At 32.4% G+C, this 12693-nt stretch carries 11 protein-coding genes and 1 riboswitch; of the genes, 6 read left to right on the top strand and 5 right to left on the bottom strand.

Going from position 1 to position 12693, the window contains the following annotated elements; translation table 11 throughout:
- Positions 1-6 precede the first annotated feature (6 nt).
- The 3 genes from T1L09_RS02510 to T1L09_RS02500 form a co-directional block, all read right to left on the bottom strand.
- Positions 7-1284 (bottom strand): T9SS type A sorting domain-containing protein, encoded by a 1278-nt coding sequence (locus tag T1L09_RS02510; RefSeq protein WP_322549366.1) that lies wholly within the window; start codon positions 1282-1284, stop codon positions 7-9.
- 69 nt (positions 1285-1353) lie between these two features.
- A complete protein-coding gene (locus T1L09_RS02505) occupies positions 1354-2406 on the bottom strand; it encodes a YncE family protein (RefSeq protein WP_322549364.1) in 1053 nt (350 codons plus the stop codon).
- Between the two features lie 45 nt (positions 2407-2451).
- Positions 2452-4281: a TonB-dependent receptor plug domain-containing protein gene (locus T1L09_RS02500; protein ID WP_322549363.1), complete on the bottom strand. Its 1830-nt coding sequence runs from the start codon at positions 4279-4281 to the stop codon at positions 2452-2454.
- A gap of 29 nt (positions 4282-4310) precedes the next feature.
- A riboswitch (cobalamin riboswitch) is annotated at positions 4311-4574 on the bottom strand.
- A 62-nt stretch (positions 4575-4636) separates the two neighbouring features.
- On the opposite strand from T1L09_RS02500, the gene T1L09_RS02495 reads away from it, so the two are divergent.
- On the top strand, positions 4637-5152 hold the full coding sequence (locus T1L09_RS02495; protein ID WP_322549362.1) for an energy transducer TonB: 516 nt from the start codon (positions 4637-4639) through the stop codon (positions 5150-5152).
- A gap of 118 nt (positions 5153-5270) precedes the next feature.
- Here the strand turns inward: T1L09_RS02495 and T1L09_RS02490 are convergent, their stop codons facing one another.
- Positions 5271-5423: a hypothetical protein gene (locus tag T1L09_RS02490; protein WP_322549361.1), complete on the bottom strand. Its 153-nt coding sequence runs from the start codon at positions 5421-5423 to the stop codon at positions 5271-5273.
- Between the two features lie 57 nt (positions 5424-5480).
- Here T1L09_RS02490 and T1L09_RS02485 point away from each other — a divergent pair, with 57 nt between their 5' ends.
- The 4 genes from T1L09_RS02485 (at position 5481) to T1L09_RS02470 (ending at position 9670) form a co-directional block, all read left to right on the top strand.
- Positions 5481-6611: an ABC transporter substrate-binding protein gene (locus T1L09_RS02485; protein ID WP_322549360.1), complete on the top strand. Its 1131-nt coding sequence runs from the start codon at positions 5481-5483 to the stop codon at positions 6609-6611.
- Positions 6612-7028: 417 nt separating this feature from the next.
- The gene (locus T1L09_RS02480) at positions 7029-8054 is read left to right on the top strand and encodes a FecCD family ABC transporter permease (RefSeq protein WP_322549359.1); all 1026 of its coding nucleotides are present in this window, start codon (positions 7029-7031) and stop codon (positions 8052-8054) included.
- Between the two features lie 2 nt (positions 8055-8056).
- Positions 8057-8842, top strand: a complete 786-nt coding sequence (locus tag T1L09_RS02475) for an ABC transporter ATP-binding protein (protein WP_322549358.1) — start codon at positions 8057-8059, stop codon at positions 8840-8842.
- 69 nt (positions 8843-8911) lie between these two features.
- Positions 8912-9670: a dienelactone hydrolase family protein gene (locus T1L09_RS02470; RefSeq protein ID WP_322549357.1), complete on the top strand. Its 759-nt coding sequence runs from the start codon at positions 8912-8914 to the stop codon at positions 9668-9670.
- Between the two features lie 58 nt (positions 9671-9728).
- On the opposite strand, the gene T1L09_RS02465 is transcribed toward T1L09_RS02470, so the two are convergent.
- A complete protein-coding gene (locus T1L09_RS02465; protein WP_322549420.1) occupies positions 9729-10295 on the bottom strand; it encodes a pseudouridine synthase in 567 nt (188 codons plus the stop codon).
- 169 nt (positions 10296-10464) lie between these two features.
- Between T1L09_RS02465 and T1L09_RS02460 the strand changes: the two genes are divergently transcribed.
- Positions 10465-12666 (top strand): TonB-dependent receptor, encoded by a 2202-nt coding sequence (locus T1L09_RS02460; protein ID WP_322549356.1) that lies wholly within the window; start codon positions 10465-10467, stop codon positions 12664-12666.
- Positions 12667-12693 lie beyond the last annotated feature (27 nt).

Raw genomic sequence — 12693 nt, 5'->3', positions numbered from 1 at the left:
AAAGAATTATTTCTTAACTAATTTTATAACTTGTTTCTGATTTTCTCCTACTAATTCAACAATATAAATTCCGGCTGAAAAATCAGAAACATCGATTGCGTCTTTAGAAGAGTTTACAGCTTTTAGCATTTTTCCTGATAAATCGTAAATTTTAATTTGCAAGTCACTTGTTGATTTCACATAAAACACATCCGTTGTTGGATTAGGATAAACCGAAATACTAGTTAAAGTACTTGTATTTGTACCTAAATTGCTTTGAGTTGCTTTGTAAATGTGATTTGGATTTTGACCGACTGTGTAAGTATATAATAAAGTGCCCGTTAAATCATATTCATACACAAAACCATTAACTGCATAATTATTTGCATCAGCCACATAAATTTTATCATCGATTACATTTAAACCATAAATTCCAGAATATCCAGTAGCAGTAGTTGTAATAAAAGAAGTAGCTTCTAAAGTATCTGAAGTTAAATTATATCTGTAAATATCAACATTTGAAGTAATGTATAAATTTGTTCCATCAGTATCCATATGAAAAGCAGTTACAGAAGCATCAAAATTTGAAGTTGAAATAACAGTATCGGTAGTTAAATCGATTTTTGCTAAACTCGCAATTGTTGGTCCGCCTGCATGCCAAGTTTGTAAACCTGCTGATAATACATATAGGAAATTCCCAACTTTTATCATTTCTGTTGGAACATCATTCACACTAATTGTTGTCGAAGTTCCAGCAAAAATGTCATAAACCGTAACAATATTTCCTGTATTATAACCGCCTTGGTGAGCGATATAAAGCTTCCCATTAATTTCTTTAATTTTCTCAACCCCTTCTGGCATTGGAATTGGAGCTTCTAAAGTATTAGTAGTTAAATTAATAACTGCTAAATAATCATCTGTTGTATCGCCACCGCTTCCCCAACAAGTTACATAAGCTTTGTTATTATAAACTGCGGTATATCTTGGATTAACAACGCCTGAACTAATTGTGGCAATGTTCTCAAAAGTTTTGTTATTTGCAATTACAACCTTATCAGAACCGTTTAAAGCAACAATTGCAATATTGTTGTGCATGGTTAAACTTTGACCAATTTTTCCCATTTGACCGCCAGAATTTGACAATCCGTATACATTATTGGTAACTTGATTTGTTGCTGAAATAAAGCTAATATCGGAATTTCCACCTTCGTTTAACACCAAAATTCCATCTAAGAATTCTGTTTGAGAAAATGAGAAGAAAGAAGAGAATAAAAATAAAAAGGATAAAATGTAATTTTTTGTCATTATTGAAAATTTAAAATTTGATAAAAAAATGCAGAGGCTTTTGAAACCTCTGCATATAATTTGTTTGAATTAGTTAAAATAAAAGCCATTTGGACCAACACCTACAGTATAGGTATTCAATAAAGATCCTGAAGTTGAATAAATGTAAGCGTTACTATCGGATGCGAAATCTCCACCATCAGAGATATAAATCTTACCATTATTTACTGCAAATCCATACATTGGACCATAAGCTGAAGTAGAAGTATAACTCAGAATTGCTGTTGATGAAACCGTTGTAGCATTAAGCTCTGTTGCATAAACTGAAGTTGAATTACCAGTGAAATAAATTTTACTATCTGCTATTGTTAAATTACTAGGAAAGTCAATAGCTGTTGGAATTACAATAGAACTAATAACTTGATTATTTACCGTATTTATTTTGAAAATATTCGATGCGGCTAAAACATAAAGCACGCCATTTTTTTCTTGCAATGTAGATGGCGAATTACCAGCTCCTAAATCAATTACATCTTCCACTGCATTTGTCGTTGTGTTAATAACTGAAACTGAATTACCACTTCCATAATAACCATTTGAAACATAAACTTTACCATTCGCTTTTGTAATATGATCCGATGAAACTCCTAAAGCAATAGTAGATGTTGTATAATTTGATAAATTTACAACCGTTAGATAATCATCCGCTCCAGTTGACCAATCTGCTTGGTTTACAATAAATGCTTTTCCATTTTCAACAACTCCATATCTTGGATTACTAATGTTTGTTGCAATTGTTGCGATATATTGAAAAGTATAACGATCAACTACAGTAATTTTATTTGCACTTCCAGAAATAATGAAAGCTCTTGTATCATCAAAAAACATATCCTGAAGATATGTTCCAATTTCTTCTGCATTTGGATTAACCGCTCTAAAGATATCTTGTTCTACTGTTCCGTTTTCAGAAATAAATGAGATTGAAGCAGTAGATAAAGCACTATTTCCTTCATTTGTAATAAATATTCCATTATCAAAAACACCTTGTGAAGTGGCAACATTGTTATCATCACTACTACACGAAACCATAAAAAACGAAATTGAAACAGCTAATAAAGCTATCTTTTTAAAGGTTGTTCTCATATTCTTAATTTAATTAATTGTTTAAAATTATTTTGATTGTTCTTGTTAAAATTTAATATTCAAATACATCATAAAGTTTCGACCTGGTAAGGGTCTGTTTTCCACACTTTCATAATAAATATTTAATAAGTTTTGGACTTTAATTCCCAACATATAATTGGATTTAAAAGTGTAATCTGCTCCTAAATTATACACCTGATAAGCGTCTAAATTATAGCGTGAAGTATTATCTGATCGCGTATAAACTTCGCCCACAAAAAGATAATCTGCATAAATGCCCAATTGATTTTTACTGTACGAAATGTGTGCGTTTGCCTTGTGATTTGGAACATAAATCAGATATTTATCAAGCCTTTTATCGCGTGAGGAAGTATAACCATAATTTCCATTGATTTGAAAATGATGATCTCCAATGCTTTTTTTGTAGATAAACCCCGTTTCAAATCCGAAAATTTCTACTTCATCGGTGTTTTGAGGTCGCCAAACAGAACCTGATGGAATCCAACGCAACATATCTTCAACCGAATTGTAAAAACCAGTTACCGAAAATCCGAAATTTTTAAAATTTAATTCATTAATAAGTTCGGCTTGATGCGAAGTTTCTGGTTTTAAATCAGTGTTACCACTTCCTAGCCAATACAAATCGTTAAATGTTGGAATTCTAAAACTTTTTGAAGCATTTAATTTTAAAGTATAAAAATCAGTCGCATTTAATTTCGTTCCTATTGAAAACAAGAACGGACTTTCATAATTATCAGTAATTTCTTTTCGAGCAGTAATTTCGTAGAGAAAATTGCTTCCTATCAAATGACTGAATAGTAAACTAGCCGAACCAATTTGACGTTTTTTGTCTAAAATATCAGAACCATCGCCCTTATTTTGCGTAAAATCGAGTACTGAATTTAATTTCATTTTATCCGAAATGGCATAGGCTAAATCTTGCTTAACTAGGAATGTTTCTACTTTTCCAAAAGTGTAAAAATCATTATTGACGTTTGGAAAATATTTATATGCTTCGTGTAAATGTGCGACTTTTAGACGTGAAGTGAATTTATTGAAATCAACTTGCCATTCGAGTAAATTTCTAAGGTTGTAATTGGTATATTTTGTAGGTATTTCTGTGGGAAGCACTAAAGAAAAATGACGTTCGCCATCAAAAACATTGCTAAAAAACTTAATCGTATTTTTTTGATTGATTTTATAACCGAAATTTGTTGAGAGTGAATAATTCTGGAATTCACCATTTAAATTACGTCTGTTTTTCTTAAGCCATTTGTAATCATTATCGGAACTCGTTTGCGAAAAACCAATTTGCAAACTATACTTTTCAGAAGCTAATTTGGATTGAAAACGCCCTTCAAAAGTATTAAAACTTCCATATTTTAGAAAAACCTCATTTTCAAATTTTTTATAATAATATAGATCGGTATTCAAATGAATGCTTCCGCCAATGGCTCCCGAACCATATAAAACGCTTCCACCTCCTGGTTTTACGGTAACTGAATTAAATCCCAGCGAATTAACCGTGTTGAAATCGGTTTGGCCTAACAGTTGGGAATTGATATTGATTCCGTTCCAAACCACAGCAGTTTGTGAAGCGGTTGTTCCTCTAAAAGAGGGCGATGAAGCACCACCTAATCCATTTTCTTTGAAATAAATTAAGGAATTATAGTTGAGCAATGAAGTCAAGAAACTTGAATTACGCTTGATAATGCTATCGGAAAGTGTAGTAATGTTTTGGGTTTTAGAAAAATCTTTTAGCAAATGATCGGACACTTCTACTTCTCGCAAAAGAATAGCCGTGGAATCTTGTGCCCATAAAGAACAACTCAAAAATAAAAATACAAAAATACTGCTAAGCTGAACTGCTTTCATAAATGCAAACCTTTTTTCCCGAAGATTAGTTACTCTATATGAATGTGGCAGGTCTCCTGGCTTGCGTCTTGTTATTCACCTTCCCATCGAAAGTTAGAATTTAAAAGTCAGAAGTCAGAAATAAAATTTTCCAAATTCAGAATTCTTACATCCAAATTAACGACAGTGGTAATGTAGATAATAACAGGCTTTATAGCTTACAGTTGCGGGTACAGCTTAGGTATTTCACCTAATTCCCTTTTAATGTTGTTTTGAAAAATTCAGAAACAACAACCAAAATTCGAGTGCAAATTTACATTAAATATAACAGAATACAAGATTTAATCCTAAATTTGAATTTATAGAACTTTTTGATATGAAAAATATTGTTACTTTTTTTTTGATTTTATTTGTGATTAATAGTTTTTCACAGACTAAAAAAGCAGAAGTTAAAGAACCTAAAATAGAACCGATTGAAATTAAGGATGGAGATGAAATTCTGGTTCAAACTATTGCTAAGGAATCAGAAGATGACACAGTTCCATTCGCTGTAATAGAACAAATTCCCATATTTTCTGCTTGTGAAAAAGTAGAGAAAACTGCTCAAAGAGAATGCTTTTATGAACAAATGCAATTCCATATCAAAAGAAATCTAAAAACACCTTCAGAAGCTGAAAATGAATCACAAGTTATAAGAGTTATAGTTCAATTTCAAATTGATAAAGAAGGAAAAGTAATAAATATTACAACAAGAAGATCCAACTTTAACGGTGTTTATGAAGCAGAAGTGAAAAGAGTTATTGAAAAATTACCAAAATTTATACCTGGAACACACAAAGGAAAAGCTGTAATAACTAGTTACGCACTTCCTATAAATTTTAGCACTAAGTAACGAAAATCCCTAGCCCTGATAGGAGTGGCATCCTTTTTACAAAATTAAATGGTTTTAGAAACCATTTAATTTTGTAAAAAGATAGAACGGATAGCAGGAAATAGCTCCAAAAAAATTACTATTTCTTATTCATTTTGCGCCACAACCAAATAAAACCAATTACAAAGTGAGCGATGATAATGGTGGCAACGGCGTACATAAATTCGTTTGAATCTCTCATCTTATTTTTTTTTGCGAATTTAGCAGTTTTAGTTGGTTCGTTTTGCATCATTTGTTACAAAAAGTGCCACATTGAAAGTAAAGTACTACTTTTGCAAAAATATTTTTTATGCGTCAGTATTTCTTTTTAGTCGTTTTATTTTTGGGATTAACCCAATGTAAAAAATCAGAAAACCCAACAAATTCAACAGCTACTGTTGCCAATAGTGTGCAATATGCTACTGGTTTTTCAATTCATAAGTACGAAAATTTTTCGATTGTTAAAGTGTCGAATGCTTATCCGGAAGCGCAGAAAACGTTTACTTATATTTTACATAAAAAAGGCGTTCAAATTCCTGATAGCTTGCAAAATTTTACTTCGATTGAAGTGCCTGTGAAAAAAATTATTGTTACATCGACCACGCACATTCCGTCGTTAGAAGCTTTAGGTGTGGAAAAAACTTTGATAGGATTTCCGACTACCGATTACATTTCTTCAGAAAAAACAAGAGCTCTGATTGATGCCGGAAAAGTAAGGGATTTAGGCAGTAATCAAGGGTTAAATACCGAAGTTATTCTGGACATTCAGCCCGATATAATTATTGGTTTTGGTGTCGATGGCGATTTAAAAACCTACAAAAATTTAGAAAAAAACGGACTAAAAGTTTTATTTAATGGCGATTGGACCGAAAAAACACCTTTGGGAAAAAGTGAATGGATTAAGCTTTTTGGTGCGTTATATGATGCGAATGAAAAGGCAAATGAAGTCTTTAATTCGATAGAAAAAGAATATAAAAAGGTAGTCGAATTAGCGAAAAATGCTAATACGCAACCGACGATTTTTTCGGGTGCAATTTATAAAGATCAATGGTTTTTGCCACAAGGCGATAGCTGGGGAGCTTACTTTTTCAAAGAAGCAAACGGTAATTATTTATGGAAAGATTCCAAAGGAACAGGAAGTTTAGCCTTATCGTTTGAAAGTGTTTTAGACAAAGCAAAAGATGCTGATTTCTGGATTGGCCCAGGCCAATTTACCTCCATAGAAGAGATACTCGATACCCATCCGAATTACAAACATTTTAAAGCCGTTCAAAACAAAAATATTTATTCGTTTAGCACGAAAAAAGGAAAAACAGGTGGCGTAATTTACTATGAATTGGCACAAAATCGGCCTGATTTGGTCTTAAAAGATATTGTGAAAATTTTGCATCCAGAGGTTTTGCCAGATTATGAGTTGTACTTTTTTGAACGATTGAAGTAACATTTTTTTTTAAACATATAAGTCAGATAAGTTATGAGATTATTTTAATTTCTTGAATCTGTGTTGAAAAAAGAAGTAGAAATCAATTTCACGAAGTAGTACATTTTTAAAACATATAAGTCAGATAAGTTATGAGATTATTTTAATTTCTTGAATCTGTGTTGAAAAAAGAAGTAGAAATCAATTTCACGAAGTAGTACATTTTTAAAACATATAAGTCAGATAAGTTATAAGATTATTTTTAATTTCTTAAATCTGTGTTGAAAAAAGAAGTAGAAATCAATTTCACGAAGTAGTACATTTTAAAACATATAAGTCAGATAAGTTATGAGAAAATTGAATATTATATTAATTTCTTATAGCTGTGTTGCAAACGATTCTAATTCAAATAATGTAATTTAGCCTAAAATTAAACGAATGCTATTCCTTAAAAAACAAAAAATATTATTTACACTTTTGCTTTTGGCAATGGTTTTTTTGTTTTTGGTCAACATCAGTTTAGGTTCCGTTTCAATTCCTTTAAAAGAAGTGGTAAAAGGAATATTTGGGCAAGAAATGACTAAGGAGAGTTGGGAAATAATTCTTTGGAATTTTAGATTTCCTAAAGCAATTACTGCAATTTTAGTTGGAATTGGACTATCAATGTCAGGTTTATTGATGCAAACTTTGTTTCGAAATCCGTTGGCCGGACCTTATGTTTTAGGATTGAGTTCAGGTGCGAGTTTAGGCGTGGCGTTCGTAATTTTAGGAACGGGATTGTTACCAACTTATATTGCTTTGTTTTTCTTATCAAGTTATGGTTTGGTTGTCGCTTCGAGTTTAGGAGCTTTTTTAGTTTTGTTAGCGGTATTGTTAGTTTCCCGAAAATTAAAAGATACGATGGCAATTCTAATCGTAGGCTTGATGTTTGGCAGTTTTACCAGTGCAATTGTTTCGGTTTTGTCCTATTTTACTACCGCGGAAAAACTACAAAAATTTACTTTTTGGTCAATGGGAAGTATCTCCAATTTGACTTGGCAGGAAATTTCAATTTTATCGTTGTTAACTTTCATAGGAATTGCAATCAGTTTCACAGTAATCAAACCGTTAAATGCTCTTTTATTAGGAGAAAAATATGCCCAAAGTATTGGTATTAACTATAAGAAAACACGTTTTTTAATTATAGTTGCGACTTCAATTTTAGCCGGAAGTATCACTGCTTTTGCGGGTCCGATTGCGTTTATTGGTTTAGCGGTTCCGCATATGGCAAAATTACTGTTTCAAACAAGTAATCATTTGGTTTTGTTTTGGAGCACTTTACTTTTAGGTGCAATCGTGATGCTGGTTTGTGATACCATTGCACAAGTTCCTGGAAATGACATTACATTACCAATAAATGCGGTGACTTCAGTAATTGGAGCACCGATAGTTATTTGGTTATTAGTTCGGAAAAAGACGTTTTGACTATGGAAAACAGAAGTTACATCCTACAAGCTACAAATCTTTCGATTGGTTACGCCAATAAATCGGAAACAAATACGATTGCATCCACTATTAATTTGGGTTTAGAGCAAGGAAAACTGATTGCTTTAATTGGTGAAAACGGAATTGGGAAATCGACTTTATTAAAAACCTTAACCGGAATTATTCCACCTCTAAATGGTGTAGTTACGCTGTTGAATAAATCTTTACAAAGTTTTAAACCATTAGATTTAGCTCAGGAATTAAGTATCGTTTTAACTGAAAAATTGCCTCCAAGTAATTTGACGGTTTACGAAATTATTGCACTGGGAAGACAACCTTACACCAATTGGCTGGGTTCGTTATCCGCAGAAGATACCACAAAAATTAATGAAGCGATTGCATTGACAGAAATTAATCATTTGATTCATAAAAAACACGATGAAATTAGTGATGGTCAGTTGCAAATCGTATTAATTGCACGAGCTTTGGCTCAAGATACATCGATTATTATTTTAGACGAACCGACTACCCATTTGGATTTGGTCCACAAAGCAACTCTACTCAAATTGTTGCAAAAACTAGCTCACGAAACCCAGAAAACCATCCTCTACTCTACGCACGATATTGATTTGGCGATTCAAATGGCAGACGAAATGATCGTTTTTACTCCCAATCAAATTGTGCAAGATCAACCTTGTAATTTGATTCAGTCGGGTATTTTTAATTCCCTTTTCGACACGGAACATTTGACTTTTGATGCGAATATTGGAAAATTTATCATCAAATAATTTATCGAAACTTTATCTTTTGTTTAACTTCAAGAGCTAACTATTTTCTTAATTTTACTAAAAAAAGTTATGAAATATATTTTCAGTGTTCTTATTTTAACAACAATAACCAGTTTTGGTCAAGTTTCCAAAGTAGCTTATTCGGATGGAACCCAGCTATTAGAAGGTTATTTCGCAAAAGCTAAAAAAGCAAATCCAAAGAAAATTGGCGTTATCGTTTTACCCGCTTGGATGGGTGTTGACAACAATGCAAAAGAATCGGCAGAAGCCTTAGCTAAATTAGGCTATCACGCTTTTGTGGCTGATATTTATGGTGTTGGAAATAATCCTAAAAATACCTCAGAAGCTGGGAAAAATGCTGGTTTTTACAAAAATAATCCAGCGGAATATCAAAAGAGAATCCAGTTAGCTATTGATCAATTAGTAAAAGCTGGTGCAGATAAAAATGAAATTGCAGTTATTGGTTATTGCTTTGGCGGAACAGGTGCAATTGAAGCCGCTAGAGGAAATTTAAATGTAAAAGCGGTAGTTTCTTTTCACGGCGGTTTAGCTAAAGCTGAGAATAGTCCGACCGAATCAATAAAAGCAAAAGTTTTAGTTTTACACGGAGCTGATGATCCTTATGTTCCAGTAAAAGAAATTGAGGCTTTTCAAAACGAAATGAGAGCTACAAAAGCAGATTGGCAAATGGTTTATTATGCAAACGCTGTGCATTCTTTTACCCACAAAGATGCAGGAAATGATACTAGTAAAGGTGCAGCTTACAACGAATTGGCTGACAAAAGAAGTTGGGAAGCTATGAAAGCATTTTTCAAAGAAGTTTTATAATTGGTTTTAGTTTATTAAGTTGAAAAGCGGTGATTTCTATTGGAATCATCGCTTTTTTTTATACATCAAAACTAGCTACTTCTAAAACTTCTCCGGCTTTTAAATCATTTAAATGGATGTTTCCAACACGAACACGAACTAATCTCAAAGTAGGAAACCCAACAGCTGAAGTCATTTTTCGAACTTGACGAAACTTGCCTTCTGTTAGCGTAATCGAAACCCAAGACGTAGGCCCGTGACGTTCATCTCTAATTTTTTTACCGCGTTCTCCTAAATTTGGAACTTCATTTAGTACTGAAGCAGTACATTTTTTGGTGCGATATTTTCTACCGTTAAATCCAATTTCTACTCCATTTTTCAATTGTTCGACAGCTTCTTCTGTAATTATGCCATCCACTTGTGCATAATATTCTTTTTCTACTTTTTTACTTCGCACCACTTCACTCATCATTCCGTCTGTAGTTAATAAAAGTAAGCCTTCCGAATCTTCATCCAAACGGCCAATTGCCATCGTATTTTCAGGAAAATTATATAATTCGCCTAACAACTTTTTAGGACGTTTTAATTCGTAAATGAATTGCGACAAATAGCCATAAGGCTTGTGAATTAAGAAATGTTGATGCATCAAAAGTGATTCTTTATTAAAAAACGAAGGTAATAAAAGATAAGCGGAACAAAATTCTATTTTGAAAAATTTCTTAAGGTTATATTAATGGGATTTCGATCCGATTTAACTTTATTAAATGGAATAACAATTGTATTTTTGACGCTTTGTTTCACGTTAAAAAATCCTAATGAACCATTATTATTTTATTTTCGCGTTTTTAGCTTCGTTTGCCTCTCAATCTCAATCTTTCAAAGGAAAAGTAGTCAGTTCCGAAAACAAATCTATAAGCGACGTTTATGTCTTAAATTTAAATAATCAATCGCACGCACATTCCAACTACAAAGGAGAATTTACTTTAGAAAACGCAGTAAGTGGTGATAGCATTAGCATTTCACATAAATCTTTTGAAGAATTACGAACTGTAATTTCAGAGAATAATAGTTTTATTTTAAATACAAAACCAATTAGTTTACGAGAAGTTGTGATTACGAATGAATTAAATCATTTGTACGAAATTGCAAAAATCGATATTAAAACAAATCCAGTAAATTCGCCACAAGAATTATTGCGAATGGTTCCCGGTTTATTTATTGGGCAACACGCTGGTGGCGGAAAAGCAGAACAAATTTTTCTAAGAGGTTTTGACATTGATCACGGAACAGATATTGCGATTTCGGTTGATGGAATTCCAGTAAATATGGTGTCTCACGGACACGGTCAAGGTTATGCCGATTTGCACTTTTTACAACCTGAAACGGTGAACAACATCAACTTTGATAAAGGATCGTACTTTGCAAACAAAGGAAATTTGGCAACGGCCGGATATGTTGATTTTACCACTAAAGATCGAATTAATACTGACGAAATAGCCTTAGAAATCGGACAATTTAACACCCAACGCATTCGTGGAATGTTCAATTTCTTGGATTCTGAAAAAGAAAGTCTGTATTTTTCAGGTTCGTATTTGCAAACCGACAGTTATTTTGATGCTCCACAAAATTTTAATCGAACAAATTTATTTTCGAAATATACGCTGTTTAATGAAGGTTCGAAAGTATCATTTTCTATTTTTCATTTTGATAGCAAATGGAATGCTTCCGGACAAATTCCACAAAGAGCTGTTGATCAAGGTTTAATCGGAAGATTTGGTGCCATTGACGATACCGAAGGAGGAAATACGAGTAGAAGCATCGTAAACTTCAAGCACGACAAACAATTGGACGAAAATTCGACTTTGAAAACAAGTGCTTATCTTTCATTATATGATTTCGAACTGTATTCAAATTTTACTTTTTTCTTAGAAGATCCAATTAATGGTGATCAAATTAAACAGAAAGAAAAACGTACGACTTTTGGTTTAAATTCTGAATATGAAAAACTAACAAACCTTAAAGAAACACCAGTAAAATATCAAGTAGGAATTGGTTTAAGACAAGATAAAGTTGCTGATATTGAGCTTTCGCATACTGTAAATCGTTTGACAACACTTGACAATATTATGTTAGGCAATATCAACGAAAGCAATCTTTCGGCTTATGGAAATGCTGAATTTAAATTCAATAAATTAATCATAAATCCGGGAATTCGTTATGATTATTTTAAATTTGATTATTACGATAAATTAAGTCCAACGTATTCAAACGTGGCAACAAATAAAGGAATTTTAAGTCCAAAATTGAACTTCTTGTACCAATATAATGACAAATTACAATTCGTTTTAAAATCAGGAAAAGGATTTCACAGCAATGATACTCGTGTGAATATTGCTAGTGGCGTTCGAAAAACATTGCCTGCTTCTTATGGTTCTGATTTAGGATTTGTATGGAAACCAACACCAAAATTAATCGTGAATACGGCTTTATGGTATATGTTTTTAGAGCAAGAATTTGTTTATGTTGGCGATGCCGGAATTGTAGAACCAAGTGGGAAAACAGAACGAAAAGGAATTGATATAGGATTGCGTTATCAATTAACAGATTGGTTGTTTTTAAATGCTGATTACACTTATAATAGTGCAAGAAGTATCGAAGAACAAAACGGTCAAAATTATATTCCGTTAGCTCCAAAATCTACTTTTATGGGAAGTTTGAGTGTGATTAAAAATAATTTGTCAGGTTCATTCAAAAGCCGTTATTTAGGTGATAGACCCGCAAATGAAGATAATTCGCTTGTTGCAAAAGGTTATTTTGTATCCGATTTGAATTTGAATTATACGTTTAAAAACTTCACAATCGGTGTTTTAGTCGAAAATATATTTGATACTGAATGGAATGAAACCCAATTTGAAACGGAAACACGTTTGCAAGGTGACCCCAATTCTGTAACTGAAATTCATTTTACTCCTGGAACTCCTTTTAATTTAAGAGGCGTTTTGACTTATAAATTTTAATTTTGTATTTAAAAAAAATGTATCTTT

This window comes from Flavobacterium psychraquaticum, assembly GCF_034497725.1.
GTDB lineage: Bacteria > Bacteroidota > Bacteroidia > Flavobacteriales > Flavobacteriaceae > Flavobacterium > Flavobacterium psychraquaticum.
The sequence above is the reverse complement of the archived record's forward strand: the minus strand, read 5'-3'. Positions and strand labels throughout refer to the sequence as shown.